The following is an 18654-nucleotide window of genomic DNA, read 5'->3' on the forward strand; positions in this document are numbered from 1 at the left end:
ACTCCCATATTGTAAAGAAAAAACCAATGTTATTTAAAAAAATATACCATAAATAAAATAATATGCTATATTTTTTTCATATGTAAGGAGGCAAACACATATATTAGAAGAGTATAAAAATATAGCAACTTGAAAGAATCTGTACCACTTAAAAAAAGTTACTTATTCTTAGAAAAGTAAGGGGGGACATGTAAGTGATGAATGAACAAGTTTCAAATGATAATAAAAAGGATAAAAACAAGTCAAGGGGATTTGGGTATGACAGTAAGAACTCATCAAGAGGACTCACCAGTGCAGATGCCGAAAGTAGATTAAAAAAATATGGATTTAATAAACTAGAAAATAAAAAGAAAATAACTGCTATTCAAATATTTATTTCACAATTTAATGACTTTATTACATGGATATTAATTGCAGCGACTGTGCTTTCAGGCTTTATGGGAGAGAAAGCGGATGCTATAACTATATTTATTATAGTTATAATGAATGGAATATTAGGTTTTATTCAAGAATATAGAACTGAGCGCTCACTAGAGGCTCTTAGTAAACTAGCAGCACCAACTGCTAAAGTATTTAGAAATGATGGTGTACTTGTTATAAATGCAATATATTTGGTGCCAGGTGATTTAGTAATCTTAGAAAGTGGAGATAGAGTTCCTGCAGATTGCATTTTGACTGATGATAATAATGTAATGCTGGATGAATCATTACTTACTGGAGAATCTGCTGGAGTAAATAAAAGCGCTAAATCCAAGGATAACAACATTTTTATGGGAACCATAATCCTTACAGGTAAAGCTAAAGCAAAGGTTATTGCCACAGGCATGAGCACAGAAATGGGAAAAATAGCAGATATGCTTCATAGTATAGATAATGAGAAGTCTCCATTAAAAGAAAGATTGGCGCATCTTGGAAAGATACTGGTTATACTTTGTATAATAATTTGCTTAGTTGTAACTTTCATGGGTATTTGGCGTGGACAAGATAAGTATGAAATGTTCCTATTAGGAGTTAGCCTTGCAGTAGCTGCAATACCAGAGGGATTGACTGCTATCGTTACAGTAGCTTTAGCATTAGGAGTATCTAGAATGCTTAAAAGGAATGCATTAGTAAGAAAGTTACCAGCCGTTGAAACTTTAGGTTGTACTTCTGTAATATGTACTGATAAAACAGGTACTCTAACTGAAAACAATATGACAGTAAAAGCATTCTATTTTAATGGACAGGGTTACAATGTTGATAGTGATAAAATTCCATCAAATCTAGTGATGAAAAAAGCCTATACATATTGTAATGATTGTAATTACGATTTCAATGAAAAAAATATGGTGAAATGCTTATTTGGTGATCCTACGGAAACTGCATTAATTAAAGGACTTTTTAAGAACACAAAAGAACTTCAAGATTTTTTAAACAAATCTAGAAGGGTATATGAAATACCCTTTAATTCAACAAGAAAAATTATGTCAGTGGTTGTTAAAGAAAATGATAAGGAAACTTGCTATGTAAAGGGAGCTCCTGAGCGAGTTATAGAGAGTTGTAATTATATATTGGTTGATGGAGTGGTGCAGCCAATGCTTCCTAATTATAAAAGCAGACTCATAAGGGCTGTAGAGTCTATGTCTTATAAGGCATTAAGGTGTATTGCTTGTGCATATAAAGTGACTGGCATAGTGCATAATGATAGTCTGGAGAGTAATTTAATATTTATAGGCGTAGCGGGTATTATTGATCCTCCAAGAAAAGAAGTAAAAGAGGCAGTAATAAAGTGCAAAATCGCAGGAATAAAACCTGTAATGATAACAGGTGACCACAAAAATACAGCTTATGCTATTGGGAAAGATTTAGATATATGCAAATACCAAGAGGAAGTTATAACTGGAGATGAACTAGATAAATTAAGTGATAAGCAATTAGATAAAAAAATTGATGATTTAAGAATATTTGCAAGGGTAAGTCCAAAACACAAGTTAAGGATAGTTAAAGCTTTTAAGCATAAGAAACATATTGTTGCTATGACTGGAGATGGTGTAAATGATGCTCCAGCAATTAAAGAAGCAGATATTGGAATTGCTATGGGCATATCAGGAACAGATGTAACTAAGGAAGCGGCTTCTATGATTCTTTTAGATGACAATTTTGCAACTATTGTTTCAGCAGTTGAAGAAGGTCGAGTAATATATAATAATATAAGAAAGTTTATAAGGTATCTATTATCTTGTAACTTAGGTGAAGTACTTACCATGTTTTTAGCTTCACTGTTCTACTTAGATAATCCACTTCTTCCAATACAAATATTATTCGTAAATTTAGTTACTGATGGACTTCCAGCTATTGCTTTGGGTGTTGATCCTGCTGATACTGATATTATGCTAGAAAAACCTAGAGGAAAGAATGAGAGTGTATTTTCAAGAGGACTTACAGAAAAAATTATTATTAGGGGCTGCTTAATCGGTATTTGTACAATTCTAGCATTTATCGGTGGCAAATATTATGGTATGAGTATTGAAGCATGTAGAACACTAGCTCTTGGAACTTTAGTTTTATCTCAACTTATACATGTTTTTGAATGTAGATCAGAAAAACACTCTTTATTTGAAATTAACCCTTTTACAAATTTGTATTTAATTGGGGCAGTAGGTATATCCGTAATTATGTTACTTTGCATAGTGTATATTCCTTTTATGCAAAATGTATTTCACACTATACCACTTAATGCTGGTCAATGGTTAATAATTTTATTTTTCTCAGGTATTATCTCATTTATAAATAGTTTGTATTTATATCTAATGCACAAGCACTAGGAATTAATGTAAATAATAAAAGCTATATGACTAAGTCATATAGCTTTTATTATTTAAAACGTTTATCAGCTCTTACTCTTTGCACCTTTGGAGCATCGCCCTTCATTGGTACCAAGTCTTTTTTAGTAGTCATATTTCTAATGTTTACAATTTGAATTTGTTCTCTGTGTTCTTTACCTTTTTTGCCTTTCATACCTTGTATTATAACGGAATGACCTTGAAGCACAGATATAAAGTTAACTTTTTTAAACCAACGTTTTTTCTTAAATACACATCTAGCAATTGATTTGCTTCCGTCAGCCTTTACTAGGATAGTTACCAGTAATTTATAAAAAATTCCAAAATAATTTTTTTCCTCTACTTTGACGGATAGAACCCTACCTTGTGCTTGAGTAAGTCTATCACCATATCTTTTTAAATAAGCTTGTGTGTAACTATTGGTTAATTTATCTTTTAATCCCATCAGTATTACTCCTTTACAATAGAAATTATTAAATATAAAAATTCAATAAACCTATTATATCTTATGTAGTAATTTAACTCAAGTATTAATAAATGTATATTTTAATATTTATTAATAAAATTGTGTATAAAAAAATATTATACACAACTAATTTTATAAAATATTATTAACTCATAGCGATAATATTTGTACCCAATGTGTAATTTGAGAATATTAATATAATAAAGAATTGAAAGGAGGCGGAGTATGAATAGGGAATTAACTCTGAAGGATATTATATATGAATTTGATATTGAAAATATGGATAGGGTAGAATCGTTAGATTCTATGCCACAGTATTCTGATGTGATAGAAAATATTAAAACTGCCATGAGTATAGATGAAGAGGGTTTTAATGTATATTTAATAGACGATTTTTCAAAAGAATCACTTAAAGATATTATGAAATATGTAAATAAAATATTTGAGAATAAGAGCAAGCCTAAGGACATTTGTTATGTGTTATATGAGAATGAAAAATTTCCTAAGCCAATATTCGTAAGCAATGGGGGAGGCAATAAGCTAAAAGAGGCACTCGAGGATCTGCAGAACGAATATTTAGAGTGCACATTTCAATTTTATAATAATTCTACAAATATGGAAAAGGAAGAAATTCAGGAAAGCATCCAAAGGGAAAGAAATGAGCTAATAGGTAGTCTAATAGATACAGCAAAGGAAAAAGGTTTTGATATAAAATCCAATAATAGTGGATTTACCTTCATACCTTTAAGTAATGGCAAGGAAATGTCTGAGAACGAATATGACACATTAAATAAAGAAAGAAAAGAAAGTATTTTATTTACAGCAAGAATGTTAAAAGGTAAAGCTAAGGAAATATTAGAGCAGCTAAAAGATATCGAAGTTATGGATCTACAAAAAATAAAACAAATAATGGAAGAGTACTATACGAATGAAATGTATGATTTAAAACAAGAATATAAAAATATGTTTATAGAGGATAAAGTTGTACAAGATTATTTTGATATAGTATGTAGTGATATAGAAAACAAACTAGTTGACAATTATTCTTTAAGTTACGACGATGATGAGGAAAAGATAAATGATATTATCTGCAAATATATTGTAAATGTTATTGTAGACAATAGCAAAAATCAAATTCCACCAGTTATTTTTGAACAGGACCCAAATTTAGCAAACTTAATTGGTAATATAGAATATGAAAATCATAAAGGAGTTTATTCCACAGATATTGGGTTTATAAAGAGTGGTAGTTTGCTCAAAGCGAATGAAGGGTGTTTGGTAATTAGAATGAGTAATTTAATAAGTAATCCTTTAGCATACTATAACTTAAAAAAATCATTATTAACTGGTGAGGTAGATGTTGCGTGTACAAGTAGCCATTATGAGCTCATTGCCTTAAGCAACACATTAAAGCCAGAGCCTATACCAATTAAATCAAAAATAATTCTCATTGGTGATTATGAGACATACGATCTTCTTTATAACTATGACGAAGACTTTAGAAAAATTTTCACTATAAAAGCTGAATGTAACCAAGTACAGGATATAGATAATGAATTAAAGAGTTCTTTGGTGTTTGAAATAGATAAAATTTGTAGCGAAAACAATTTTAAGTTCCTTACAAAGGGAGCTATAAGAGAAGTTGCAAAGATTATGTCTAGGAAGACTCAGAGCAGAAAGAAAATATACTATGATATTCATGAAATAAACAAGTTATTAATATTAGCTAGCAATAAGGTTAATAAAGAAAATAAAGAAGAGATTAGTTTCGATGATATAATTGAAGTAGGTTATAAAAAAGACATTATGGAAAAGGAAATTCTAAACCACTATACTGAAAAGAAAATGCTTATTGACGTTACAAGTAGTAAAATTGGGCAAGTGAATGGACTTTCAGTAATTGATACAGGATATTTTAGCTTTGGTAAGCCAATAAAAATAACTTGCTGTTGTTACAAGGGAGCAGGTAACATTATAGATGTTCAGCAAGAGAGTAATATGAGTGGTAGTATCCATAGTAAATCTATTAATATACTAAAGGGTTATATGAGTACTATAAATGGTGGATTCACTAGGCTACCAGTTGATTTCCATTTAAGCTTTGAACAGATTTATGGTAAAATAGATGGGGACAGTGCATCGGTTGCAGAAATATTATGTATGCTATCAGCCCTAAGTAAAATTCCTATAAAGCAAAATATTGCCATGACAGGCTCAGTAAACCAATTTGGTGATGTTCAACCTATAGGAGGAGTAAATGATAAGATAGAAGGCTTCTTTGCAGCATGTAAAGCCATAGACACTATAAATGGCAAGGGAGTATTGATACCTTTATCTAATGCAGAAGATTTGGTTTTAAGTGAAGAAGTTGAAAGGGAAATACAAAATGGAAACTTTCATATATATACAATGACATCTATAGATGATGCAATCGGAGTATTAATGGGAGAGTCTGAATATAACTTTGAATCATTGATGGTAGTTATTACTAAGGAATTGAAAAAATATAGTAGTAGAAAATAATTAATAAGAATAATAAAATTGTTTTCATAGTATGTTAACAAAATTATATATTGTGTAAAATGCGTTTGAACAAACCTTAGCAATTCTTAATTTATTATATTTATGGATGCGTAAGAAAACCAAATGTTTGAGCGAGAGCGAGTTTGTAGGTTTTAGCATCTATAAATATAATAAATTTTAGAATTGCTTGGTGAAGTGAAAGCATTGGAGCAATATATAATTTTTGTTAACAAAGAATGAGAAAAAGCACAGATACTAATTTTATAGTATCTGTGCTTTTTTTTATACATTAAATCTAAAGTTAACTACATCACCATCTTGCATGATATATTCTTTTCCTTCAAGTCTATATTGTCCCTTTTCCTTAGCAACAGCTTCACTTTTGCATTCAACTAAATTATCATAAGAAACTATTTCAGCCCTTATAAAACCTCTTTCTATATCTGAGTGGATTTTACCTGCAGCTGCAGGGGCTTTGGTTCCAATGTGTATAGTCCATGCTCTTATTTCTTGAGGACCTGCAGTTAGGAAACTCATAAGTCCAAGTAGTTTATAGCTTGAGTGAATAAGTTTATCAAGGCCTGTTTCAGTAAGGCCATATTCTTGTAGAAGCTCCATTTTTTCATCATCCTCTAAAGCGGATAATTCTTCTTCGAGTCTTGCGCAAACTACAATTACTTCTGAATTTTCTCCAGCGGCAAAGTCAATAACCTTTTTAACCATATCATTTTCAGTATTACCAGACATTAGGTCATCTTCGCTAATGTTTGCAGCATATAATACTGGTTTCGATGTAATAAGGAAAAGACTGTTCACAAAAATAGTTTCTTCTTCGTTAAACTCTAGTGTCCTTGCTGGAAGGTTTGCTTCAAGGTGCTCCTTTATTTTTTCCATAAGTTCATATTCCATTTTAGCTATTTTGTCTCCAGAGCGTACAAGTTTTACTGACCTTTCCATTCTTCTTTCTAATACATCAAGGTCAGAAAAAATAAGCTCTAAGTTAATAGTATCTATATCCCTTAAAGGATCAACATTGCCATCTACATGTATGACATTTTCATCATCAAAACATCTTACAACATGAACAATAGACTCTACTTCCCTGATGTGAGCTAGAAACTTATTACCTAAGCCCTCTCCTTTACTTGCCCCTTTTACAAGACCAGCTATATCATAAAATTCAATTGCAGTATGAATTATCTTTTTACTATTATAAATAGCTTTAAGTACATCCAATCTTTTGTCAGGTACACTAACAACACCTATATTTGGTTCGATAGTACAAAATGGATAATTAGCAGATTCTGCGCCTGCTTTTGTTATTGCGTTAAATAATGTGCTTTTTCCTACGTTCGGTAAACCTACAATTCCTAGTTTCATATATATGTACATTCCTTTCATGCGTTTTAGATTATTAATCACTCCAAAATTATACCCTACATCTTATTGCATTTCAAGAAAGTAAATTAGAACAATGGTTTAGGTTTGAAACGTAGTGGATAATAATTGAATATTAGTAAATAAATTTAAATTTAGCGTTGTATTGATTGAATTAATTTAAAAAAATTTTGAAATTGGAGGAAAATAAGAAGGAATTTTCATTTTTCTATAGAATATTACTTAATAGTGGTTTAAAATGGATTAAAGTGGTTCAAAGTGGAGTGAATTTATAAGGTGGGGGAATATTATGTTTATTGGTGAATACCAACATGCCATTGATAGTAAAAACAGAATGATTATCCCCACCAAATTCAGAGATGGATTAGGCAGTGATTTTATATTGACTAAAGGTCTTGATGGATGCTTATACATATATACAAAGGCGGAATGGACGATAATGGAAGAAAAATTAAAAAAACTTCCATTAACTAGTAAAGATGCCAGAGCATTTGTTCGTTTTTTCTTCTCTGGAGCTAATGAAATAACCATTGATAAGCAGGGAAGAGCTTTAATACCACAAAATTTATGTGAATATGCTTCAATACAAAAGGAAATAGTAAGCATAGGAGTATCAACTAGAATAGAAATATGGGCTAAGGATAAATGGGATAAATATAATGAATCGGATATCGATTTTGACGAGATAGCAGAAAAAATGAGTGAATTAGGTATATAGAAGGAGAGAAAGTATGGAATTTAAACATGTATCAGTTTTGTTAAACGAGTGCCTTGATGCACTAGATATTAAAGAAGATGGAATTTATGTTGATTGTACACTAGGTGGTGCAGGGCATTCTTTAGAAATTTTAAAAAGATTATCCACTAAAGGACGGTTAATTGGAATCGACCAAGACGAGGACGCATTAAAAGCTGCCAAGGAAAAAATCAAAGAATATAACAATGTTACATATGTTCATGATAATTTTTATAACATTGATGTTATACTCGACAAATTAGGGATAGGTAAGGTTGATGGTATCTTTATGGATTTAGGGGTATCGTCATATCAGCTAGATAATGCAGAACGTGGCTTTAGCTACATGAGGGACGCCAATCTTGACATGAGAATGGATAGAAGTAAAGGTATAACTGCATATGATGTGGTAAATAACTACGAAGAGCAGCAGATAGCAGATGTTTTAAGAAACTATGGCGAAGAAAAATTTTCTAAAAGAATTGCTGGTTTCATAGTAGATAGAAGAAAAATTGAACCAATTAATACTACTTTGCAATTAGTGGATGTTATAGATGCAGCGATTCCTGCAAAGTTTAAGAGGGATGGGGGTCATCCAGCTAAAAGAACTTTCCAAGGAATAAGAATTGAAGTTAACGGAGAATTAAAAATCCTCAATAAAGCAATTGAGGATGGAATTCATAGACTTAATAGTGGTGGAAGAATGGCAATAATTACATTCCAGTCACTTGAAGATAGAATTGTTAAAGTTAAGTTTAAAGACTTAGAAGATCCATGTAAATGTCCGAAAGAGTTACCTATGTGTGTGTGTGGTAAAACACCGATTGTAAAACTTATAAGTAGAAAGCCGATAAGGGCAACAGAAGAAGAAGTGGAGATAAATTCAAGGAGTAGAAGTGCAAAATTGAGAGTGGCTGAAAAGATTTAGTTCTAAATTATGGGTGGGGTGAATAAAGTGATAATAGAAAAAAACAAGTTTCGAATGGATGGAAATACCGTTTTAGTGCCAGATGAACCATATAAAAAACGAAAGTATGAGGACTTAGAAAAATCACGATCACAGGTTGCGGACAGTAAAAAGCTTAGGCAAATAAAAAAGAAGAAAAGTGTTCTTACAAATATCGTTTTAGGTTTTGTTGTTGGCATAATTATTGTTGCTAGGTATTGTATAATTTACAATTATCAACAGGTAAATTCTAAAGCTAAAAATGAAATAGAAGTACTAAACAAAGAAAATGACTCATATGCAGTAGATCTAATCAAGTTTAGAAATATAAGCTATATAGAAGAAACAGCAACTAAAAGACTTCACATGGTTAAACCAAAGGTTAGTGATATACAATACCTAAATTTGAGTAAAAACAATTTACAATCAAAAGAAGACGACGGAGTGAAAACAAGTAACGATGTAGTCACTAAAATTAAAAATATTATATTTTAGGTAGTAATCAGTCCTACTATCTAATTTAGAGAGGACCATTAAGGGGGAACCATATTGGCAAGAGGAGAGTATAGAGACAAGGTATTAGTTAAACGTAGAATGTTGGTTGTCTTTTTCATACTTTTTCTTTTGTTTATTCTATTAGTTAGTAGGCTAAGCTACGTAATGATAGCTAAAGGAAAAGAGTATAAAGAAAAAGCTGTTTTGCAGTGGACAAGTGATGTTCGGATTGCACCCAAACGGGGACGAATATTAGATCGAAATGGAAAAGAATTAGCCATAAGTGCAAATGTCTTTAGAGTTGATTTAGATCTTAACTCATTACGAGAAACTATTAAAAAGAATAAGTTAACTATGAATGACATTGCGCCAGAACTCGCCACAATACTTGGAATGAAATCGAGTGAAGTTTTACCTATTTTAACTAAGACTAATTCAAAAGGAAAAGCAATTGGAGCAGCCATATTAAAGAGAAGAATAGATAAGGCTACATCTGATAAAATTAATGATTTCTCAAAAAAACATAATCTTCGTGGTATTGTTATTACTGGAGATACAAAAAGGTATTATCCTAATAATAATTTTTTAGCAAGTGTTCTAGGACATACTAATTCTGATGGAAATGGACTCACAGGTGTTGAACTTTATTACAATAAATTTCTATCGGGAGTACCTGGAATAAAGATCTCAGAAACTGACAGAAAAAGTGAAGAACTTCCTTATACAATATCTGATTATACAAAACCTATAGAGGGTAAAGATGTTGTGCTCACTATTGATGAGATGATTCAATATTTTTGTGAAAAGGCAGCATCGCAAGCTATGATTGATAATAAGGCAAATGCAGTTAGTATAATTGCAATGAATCCTAAAAATGGAGAAATATTAGGCATGGCTAACAAACCAGACTATAATCCTAATGATCCTTGGGATCTTAGTAAAACTTATGACGAAAATCAGAAGGTATGGAGAAACAGGGCAGTAAGTGATACTTTTGAGCCCGGGTCTATATTTAAAGTATTTACGTCAATAGCTGCTATGGAAGAAGGAGTAGTTAAGGAAGATGATAAATTCAACTGTACTGGAAGCACTGTAGTTGCAGGTAGAACAATTAAATGTTGGAAAACAACAGGGCATGGAGCTGAAAACTTTATAGACATACTAAAGAATTCATGTAATGTTGGATTTATGGAGTTAGGTAGAAGACTAGGACCGGAAAAACTAAATAAATATATTTCTCTGTTTGGGTTTGGTAAAAAAACTGGTATTGATTTAAATGGAGAAGCACTCGGGATAATTAGAAAAACTAAGGATATGACGGCACTAGATGTAGCAGTAACTTCATTTGGTCAAAGTAATACGCTGTCTTGCGTGCAGTATTTAACAGGCTTTAATGCTATAGCAAACGGAGGAAAACTTATTACTCCTCATGTCATGAAAGAGATAGTTGATTATGGAGATTCAAATACTAAAACCGTTCTACAAAAATATTCTAAATACAATGAGAAGCAAATAGTAGACGCGAAAACTTCAAAGCAACTGCGCAGTTACCTTGAACAAGTTGTAGAAAATGGTGGTGGCAAGAAGGCATTTATTGCAGGATACCATATTGCTGGAAAGACAGGAACTGCTCAAAAAATCAGTACAACAGGGCCTGGTTATGCACCACAAAAATATGTTTCATCATTCGCAGGAATGGCGCCTGCAAATGATCCCCAAATAACATTACTAATTAACATTGATGAACCAGACCCTTCTAATTACTATGGTGGCCAGATTGCAACAGTAGTTGGAAAACAAGTTTTTAATGATATTTTTAATTACTTAGCATTAAAATCTGATGCTTCTAGTGAGGAAGTTGGTAAAAGTTTACTTAAGGATATTATTGTACCAGAGGTAAGAGGTCTTAAAAAAATAGATGCAGAAAAATTATTAAAAGAAAACAGTCTAAAGTCAAAATTAAGTGCACAGGGAGAGACTATTACTGATATGACTCCAAAACCTGGATACACAGTTAAAGAAGGTAGTGAAATAATTTTGCACACTGGTGCGGTAAAGGAAGCCAGTAATATGGTCGTGGTTCCAAACATTAAAGGTAATAGTTCTGAAAATGCCAGTAAACTTTTAAATAGTCTTGGGCTAAAAGTTCAATTTATTGGTAGTGGAATAGTATCAGAACAAAGCTTAGAAGGAAAAGAAGTTAAAAAAGGAACTACGGTTACAGTTAATCTAGATGTTATAGCTGACTAGCTATTCATCATCACCTGCGGTGCTCAATATTAATGGCTTCAGCAGGAAATTTATATTCTTACTGAATGCTCAATTTTATTACAGGTTGTAGTACCTACTTTTAGAAATAAATGATATTCCTTCTGAAATGTAATTAAATATAGTGTATAATTATAAATTATGCACGTGATAATAAAAACCGACAGGACTCAGCATTTCTGAGCTGTCGGATTTATCATGTAAAAGGGTAAGGGAGTGATAATATGAAGTTAAGAAAAATAATGGAGAATATTAACTTTAATTTAATAAAGGGTGATATTGATATAGATGTAGAAAACATTCAATATGATTCAAGAAAGATTAAAAAAGGGGATATATTTTTCTGCATAGAAGGATATAATCTTGATGGGCATAAATACATACAAAATGCAATTGACAATGGTGCTGTTGCCATTGTATGCCAAAAGGGCATAGAAAACCACATAAATGCTACGGTGCTTAAGGTAGAAGAAAGCAGAAAGGCATTAGCTATAAGTGCATCTAATTACTATGAAAATCCAAGTCGAGGCATGAAAATGATAGGGGTTACAGGTACTAATGGTAAAACAACTTCAGTTTTTATGATTAAAGCTATTTTGGAAGAGCAAGGGTACAAGGTTGGGCTTATAGGAACTATAGCAAATTTTATTGGTGAAAAGAAAATTCATACAGAAAGAACAACTCCAGAATCACTTGAATTACATGAACTTTTTAAAGAAATGGTAGATTCTAAGGTGGATTATTGTGTTATGGAGGTCTCTTCTCACTCCCTAAGTTTAGACAGAGTCTATGGGATAGAATTTTGTGAAAGCATTTTTACAAATTTGACTCAAGATCATTTAGATTTTCATAAAACATTTGAGAATTATTTTAATGCAAAATTAAAGCTATTTAAGTATAGTAAAAGTTCTATAATTAACATAGATGATACATATGGTGTAAAAGCCTATAATTTAATTACAAAGAGTAAATTAAGCTATGGACTAAATAACAATGCAGATATTATGGCAACTGATATAAAAATGCATTCTAGGGGTAGCGAATTTATCGTGCAGTATAAAGACAACTCTTTTGAAATTAAATTAAACATACCAGGGAATTATAATATATACAATGCACTTGGATCTATTGCAGTTTGCCTAAATCAAGGCGTAGAAATATCTGCAATTAAAAAAGCTCTACAAAAGGTGCAAGTACTTGGACGTTGTGAACTTGTTGAGAATAACCATAACTTGGGATTTGAAATAATTTTAGACTATGCACATACTCCTGACGGACTAGAAAACATATTAAAAACTGTCAGGGAATTTACAAAGGGTAAACTTATATCCGTTTTTGGGTGTGGAGGAGATAGAGACAAAACAAAAAGAGCTATAATGGGCAAAATTGGAACTGATTTAAGTGATATTTCATTGATAACCTCTGACAATCCAAGAACAGAGGAACCAATGGAAATAATAAATGATGTAGTAAAAGGAATAGTAAGGCATAATTTTGAAATTATAGAGAATAGACGCGCAGCTATAAAAAGATCAATTGAGATTGCAAAAACAGGTGATGTAATTGTAATTGCAGGAAAAGGTCATGAGGACTATCAGGTGCTTAAAGAGAAAACAATACATTTTGATGAGCGAGAAGTTATTTCAGAAATAATAAAGGAGCAATTTTAAATGGAGTATATAAGTCTTGACGAGATACTTGAGGCAACTGGGGGAAAAATACTAATTGATGGTGAACAAACTTTATATAACAATGTATGTATAGATACGAGGATTATAAAAGATAAGGATATATTTATAGCAATTCAAGGTGAAAATTTTAATGCGAATGATTTCATAGTTGAAGCTAGTAATAAAGGAGCTTCAATTTGCATTATTGATGAAATAAAATATGATAAGGCGAAACTTAATACAAAAACATCTGTAATTAAGGTAGTGGACACTAAAAAGGCATTACTCAATCTTGCTAAATATTATATAAATAAACTAAACTTAAAAGTAGTAGGTATTACTGGCTCAACTGGCAAAACATCCACGAAAGATCTTGTTGCTGCAGTGCTTAGTGAAAAATTTAAAGTATTTAAAACATTAGGTAATTTTAATAATGAAATAGGACTTCCTATGATGATATTTAAGTTAGATAAAAGTTACGATGTTGCTGTACTTGAGATGGGTATGAGTGATTTTGGAGAAATTCATAACTTATGTGAGACTTCAAAACCTGATATTGCTATTATTACTAATATTGGAATGTCTCACCTTGAAAATCTTAAGACTAGAGAAAATATTTTAAAGGCTAAAATGGAGATAACTGATTATTTTAATAAAGACAAAGTTTTAATTGTAAATTCCGATAATGATTTATTAAAAGATATAAGTACATCAGACTATAAACTTATAAAAACAGGAATTGATTCAGAAGCAGATTTATTAGCATGCAATTTAAAGATTGACGAAAATAAAATAAACTTCAATGTACTTGACAAGAAAAGTTTAATAAAAGATATTATTGAGGTAAATATACCAGGACGTCATAACATATTGAATTCAATGCTTGCAGTAGCTTGCGCAAGAGAAATGGGTATGGAATATAATGAGATTGCTAAAGGATTTATAAGATTAGAAGCTACATCTATGCGCCTAGATATAACAAAAGGCGAAAAGTTTATAGTAATTAACGATTGTTATAACGCTAGTCCAGATTCAATGATAGCTGCAATAGACGTACTTTGTAATACTCATGGAAGTTCTAAAATCGCAATTCTTGGTACTATGAAGGAACTAGGAGATGGCGAATATAATGCACACAAACAAGTTGGCAAATATGCAAAATTTAAAAATATTGATCTATTAATTGCTCTAGGTGAATTTAATCAGGCATATAAAGAAGGATTTAACGATATAGATAAATATAGGAGTTTTAAAACCTATAAGGAGGTAGTTTCTTTTCTAGATGCGAAGATTGGAAAAAATGATGTTGTTTTAGTTAAAGCTTCAAGATATATGAAGCTTGAGAGTATAGTTAAACAATTAGAAAATTTAAATGCTAAAGAGGTGATAGAAAAATGAGTTTAATTATATATGCAGTTTTAATTGCATTTTTTTTATCGATTATACAAGGACCCTTTTTAATACCTATGTTACATAAGCTTAAGTTTGGTCAAAATATAAGAGCAGAAGGGCCTAAAAGTCATCTCAAAAAAGCGGGAACACCTACTATGGGTGGTATAATATTCATGATTTCAACAATAATTACTATGCTAATTATTGTAAGACATACTAGTGATGAAGCTATGATTGCAGTATATTGTTTTATTGCGTTTGGAATTATAGGGCTTATTGATGATATGCTAAAAACAGCACATAAAAAAAATGAAGGTCTTTCCTCTAAACATAAGATGCTGCTTTTAGTTATAGTAGCTGGTTTAATTGGTTATTATTATTCACTTAAGGCAGGAACGGACATAATGATACCATTTTCTAATAAGAGCATAGATTTAGGCATTTGGTATGTTCCTTTAGCTATTTTTTATTTTGCAGCAACAACAAATGCGGTTAATTTAACAGATGGTTTAGATGGATTGGCTACTTGTGTTACGATAGTAGTTATGACATTCTTTGCATTGGTTAGTAATATGATGTTTCATACTACTCTTGCAATATTCTGTGCTGCGCTTGCAGGTGCATTACTCGGATTTTTGAAATTTAATTCTTATAAAGCGCAAATTTTTATGGGAGATATGGGGTCCCTTGCACTTGGGGGTGCTGTAGCCGCAGTTGGTATGATACTAAAATCACCGATACTTGTTGCAATCGTTGGAGGGATATATGTTTTAGAGGCTCTATCTGTGATCATTCAAGTTTTAGGGTTTAAGGCTACAGGTAAGAGAGTATTTAAAATGGCTCCAATTCATCATCATTTTGAATTGAGTGGATGGAATGAAACTAAGATTGTCGCAGTATTCTCAATTGTAACAGTAATATTCTGTTTAATTGGATTTTTATCATTTACCTATAAGTGATGTAAGGAGGATGTAATATGAAAAAATACAAGGTTAAAATGGGACAATTAGATTTTGTATTATTCGCGACAATAATACTGCTTGTGTCCATTGGAGTAGTAATGGTCTATAGTGCCAGTTCATATTATGCTGCTTTCAAATTTAATGATCCAGAATTTTTTTTGAAAAAGCAATTATTGTGGGCATGTATTGGATGTATATTTATGGTCACAGCTATTAAAATTGATTACCATAGTATAAAAAAATATACTGGACTCATTATGCTAATTACTATAATATTATTATTGGCTGTGTTTGCATTCCCAGCAATTAACGGAGCTAAGAGATGGATTCAGTTAGGATCCGCATCCTTTCAACCATCAGAAATTGCAAAATATACTGTAGTATTGTTTATGGCTAAAAGTTTGGATAAAAAAGGTGAAAAAGTTAAAGAATTTTTAAAAGGGGTATGTCCATACTTATTAGTTTCAGGATTTTATGCAGGTTTAATCTTAGTTGGGAGAAATTTAAGTATTGCAGCGGTTATAATGATTGTAACTATGATTATTCTATTTGCTGTTGGAGCAAAATTCATGCATATTTTTGGTATAGGGGCAACGCTTGTTGCGGCAGTTGGTGCTGCAACAATACTTGAGCCTTATCGAATGGCGAGACTAATGAATTTCACAAATCCATTTAAGGATAGTCAGGGAGATGGGTATCAACTAGTTCAATCACTTCTCGCACTTGGGTCAGGAGGGATTACTGGGGCAGGTATTGGACAATCAAGACAAAAATGCCTTTATATACCTGAACCCCACACTGACTTTATCTTTGCAATAATTGGTGAAGAATTAGGACTAATCGGATGCGCCTTTATAATGTTATTATTTATAATTTTTGTATGGCGTGGTATTAAAACAGCAGTTACTGCTAAAGATATGTACGGTACCATTTTAGCTATTGGAATTACATCTGTTATAGCTATTCAAGCAGTTATAAATATCGCAGTAGTAACTGGATCAATGCCAGTAACAGGTGTGCCGTTACCATTCATAAGTTATGGTGGGTCTGCTCTGGTGTTCAATATGTTTGCAATGGGAATACTTTTAAATGTGTCAAGGCAAACCGTAAATAAAAATTAAAATTAAAGGCATGCATATATGCATGCCTATTTTTATGCTCTAATTTGAATTTTTATATTAAATTTTAATAATTTATAAAAAATACACTGAAATTGAGATGAAAATAATTAAATTAAGTGTTATTATATATAAGAAGCTAGTTTAAAACTAAATTGTATAAATAATGTGTGAATTTGTTTTACAGTAATATACATAATATGCAATATATATATATTACGTATATTAATATATAAACTGTGAATAATTAATTTTAATGAATGCGGGGAAGTGAATGAAGAAAAAAGGCGAGGATCTTATAAAAGGTAACTATATTATACAAAATAAAGAAAAGTTATTACATAAAAGAAAAAAAAATAAAAAAATAAGGGTTTTGATGTTATTAGTAATCATAATGATATCTACATTAATTACATTATGCATTAAGTTGCCTTATTTTAATATTACAAGCATTGAAATAACAGGAAATAATAATTCTTCTAAGGATGAAATATATGATACGGCGAAAGTTCACTTAGGAAGTAATATTTTATATGAAAATTTTAATGACAGTAAAAAGCAAATCATGAAAAATCCGTATATTGTAGGTGTAAAAGTTAAAAAAGGTCTTCCGAGTAAAATTACAATACAAGTACAGGAAAAAGTAGCAGTGTTTTATGGAAAAGTAAATAATGATTATTATATTTTAGATAACAATGGAATTCTACTTGAAAAAAGATCTAATATAAAAAACATGAATTTAGTGAAATTGATAGGCTTTAATTATCAAAAAACTGAAGTAGGCCAATTGGTTGGATCAAAGAATGATCGAAGAATTAATATTATAAAAGACATAACAAATATTATTAATGAATATAGGAAAGCTAATAGAGATAGTGATATAACAATGGTAGATGTAAGTAATGTGATAGATGTCAAGGTTTTCACAGGGGAGATGTGTATTAAGTTTGGAACAACTGATGATTTAAAAGACAAATTTAATAAAGCAATAAATATTATTACGCAACTTAAATATCAGGGTGCAAAGGGATATGTAGATGTTAGTTTTACAGGAAATCCAGTTGTCATTATAGAAAAAAAATAGAAGAAGATTTAACAATAATAATATCCCCGGATTTTAGCAAGGAGGAAATCTATGAAGAAGTTTAAATCCCAAGTATCCATTGGTATAATATGCGTATTGTTAGGGTTTATGTTATCTTACCAGTTTAAAATGATAAATAAACAAAGTTCAGCTGTTGAGCCTGATACAAATACGCCTGAAATTATAACTGAAAATGAGCAACTAAAAACAAGTAAGCAAGAAATGCAGAAAAAGATTGATGAGCTTGATGCTAAAACAAAAGAATATGAAAGTACTTCTGCTGGAAAAGATGAACAAAGTGGGGTAATATATAAAGAACTACAAGAGACAAGAATACTTACTGGAGGTACAGAAGTAGAAGGCCAAGGTATGACTATATATATTACTCCTAAGAGTAATATTTTTGGTAGTAGCTCTGAAGATCAGCTAATAAACGATACAGATTTAGTTCATATAGTAAATGAATTAAATGCGGCAGATGCTGAAGCAATTTCAATTAATGACATTAGGTTAACTTCTCGTAGTGGTATAAGAAATGCTGGAAATGCAATTATAATAAATGATGAAAAAATTTCTTATAACAAGAGAATTACTATTAAAGCAATTGGTAAAAATGACATATTGGAAAGTGCTATTAATTTTCCAGGGGCAATTTCACAAAGCCTCACTCAGACTTGCGATATAACTATGGAAAAATCGGACAAAGTTGTAATTCCTAAATACAACAAAACATACAATTTTGAGTTTGCTAAACCAATAGAAAAGAAATAGAGG

At 31.1% G+C, this 18654-nt stretch carries 14 protein-coding genes; 12 read left to right on the forward strand and 2 right to left on the reverse strand.

Annotated elements, in window-relative coordinates; genetic code table 11:
• The first annotated feature begins 197 nt into the window (after window positions 1–197).
• Complete coding sequence (locus LGK95_RS00115) at window positions 198–2804, forward strand: calcium-translocating P-type ATPase, PMCA-type (protein WP_226120925.1); 2607 nt, start codon at window positions 198–200, stop codon at window positions 2802–2804.
• Between the two features lie 49 nt (window positions 2805–2853).
• Here the strand turns inward: LGK95_RS00115 and LGK95_RS00120 are convergent, their stop codons facing one another.
• Entirely contained in the window at window positions 2854–3267 is a 414-nt protein-coding gene (locus LGK95_RS00120; RefSeq protein ID WP_226120927.1) for a hypothetical protein, read from the reverse strand.
• Window positions 3268–3513: 246 nt separating this feature from the next.
• Between LGK95_RS00120 and LGK95_RS00125 the strand changes: the two genes are divergently transcribed.
• On the forward strand, window positions 3514–5811 hold the full coding sequence (locus LGK95_RS00125; protein WP_226120929.1) for an AAA family ATPase: 2298 nt from the start codon (window positions 3514–3516) through the stop codon (window positions 5809–5811).
• A gap of 282 nt (window positions 5812–6093) precedes the next feature.
• Here LGK95_RS00125 and ychF read toward each other — a convergent pair whose 3' ends face one another.
• The gene (gene ychF, locus LGK95_RS00130) at window positions 6094–7191 is read right to left on the reverse strand and encodes a redox-regulated ATPase YchF (RefSeq protein WP_226120931.1); all 1098 of its coding nucleotides are present in this window, start codon (window positions 7189–7191) and stop codon (window positions 6094–6096) included.
• 307 nt (window positions 7192–7498) lie between these two features.
• On the opposite strand from ychF, the gene mraZ reads away from it, so the two are divergent.
• The 10 genes from mraZ (at window position 7499) to LGK95_RS00180 (ending at window position 18651) form a co-directional block, all read left to right on the forward strand.
• Window positions 7499–7927, forward strand: coding sequence for a division/cell wall cluster transcriptional repressor MraZ (gene mraZ / locus LGK95_RS00135; protein WP_226120933.1), 429 nt, complete (start codon window positions 7499–7501; stop codon window positions 7925–7927).
• Between the two features lie 13 nt (window positions 7928–7940).
• The gene (rsmH, locus tag LGK95_RS00140; RefSeq protein ID WP_226120935.1) at window positions 7941–8873 is read left to right on the forward strand and encodes a 16S rRNA (cytosine(1402)-N(4))-methyltransferase RsmH; all 933 of its coding nucleotides are present in this window, start codon (window positions 7941–7943) and stop codon (window positions 8871–8873) included.
• Window positions 8874–8900: 27 nt separating this feature from the next.
• The gene (locus LGK95_RS00145) at window positions 8901–9386 is read left to right on the forward strand and encodes a cell division protein FtsL (RefSeq protein ID WP_226120937.1); all 486 of its coding nucleotides are present in this window, start codon (window positions 8901–8903) and stop codon (window positions 9384–9386) included.
• A 54-nt stretch (window positions 9387–9440) separates the two neighbouring features.
• A complete protein-coding gene (locus tag LGK95_RS00150; protein WP_226120939.1) occupies window positions 9441–11636 on the forward strand; it encodes a stage V sporulation protein D in 2196 nt (731 codons plus the stop codon).
• Window positions 11637–11878: 242 nt separating this feature from the next.
• Window positions 11879–13324, forward strand: a complete 1446-nt coding sequence (locus tag LGK95_RS00155) for a UDP-N-acetylmuramoyl-L-alanyl-D-glutamate--2,6-diaminopimelate ligase (RefSeq protein WP_226120941.1) — start codon at window positions 11879–11881, stop codon at window positions 13322–13324.
• Window positions 13325–14722, forward strand: coding sequence for a UDP-N-acetylmuramoyl-tripeptide--D-alanyl-D-alanine ligase (locus LGK95_RS00160; RefSeq protein WP_226120943.1), 1398 nt, complete (start codon window positions 13325–13327; stop codon window positions 14720–14722).
• A complete protein-coding gene (gene mraY / locus LGK95_RS00165) occupies window positions 14719–15675 on the forward strand; it encodes a phospho-N-acetylmuramoyl-pentapeptide-transferase (protein ID WP_226120945.1) in 957 nt (318 codons plus the stop codon). Before LGK95_RS00160 ends, mraY begins: the two co-directional genes overlap by 4 nt.
• A 17-nt stretch (window positions 15676–15692) precedes the next feature.
• Window positions 15693–16799: a stage V sporulation protein E gene (spoVE, locus tag LGK95_RS00170; RefSeq protein WP_226120947.1), complete on the forward strand. Its 1107-nt coding sequence runs from the start codon at window positions 15693–15695 to the stop codon at window positions 16797–16799.
• A 271-nt stretch (window positions 16800–17070) separates the two neighbouring features.
• A complete protein-coding gene (locus LGK95_RS00175; protein ID WP_226120949.1) occupies window positions 17071–17880 on the forward strand; it encodes a cell division protein FtsQ/DivIB in 810 nt (269 codons plus the stop codon).
• 51 nt (window positions 17881–17931) lie between these two features.
• Window positions 17932–18651 (forward strand): DUF881 domain-containing protein, encoded by a 720-nt coding sequence (locus LGK95_RS00180; RefSeq protein ID WP_226120951.1) that lies wholly within the window; start codon window positions 17932–17934, stop codon window positions 18649–18651.
• Window positions 18652–18654 lie beyond the last annotated feature (3 nt).

Source organism: Clostridium algoriphilum (assembly GCF_020443705.1).
GTDB lineage: Bacteria > Bacillota > Clostridia > Clostridiales > Clostridiaceae > Clostridium_AD > Clostridium_AD algoriphilum.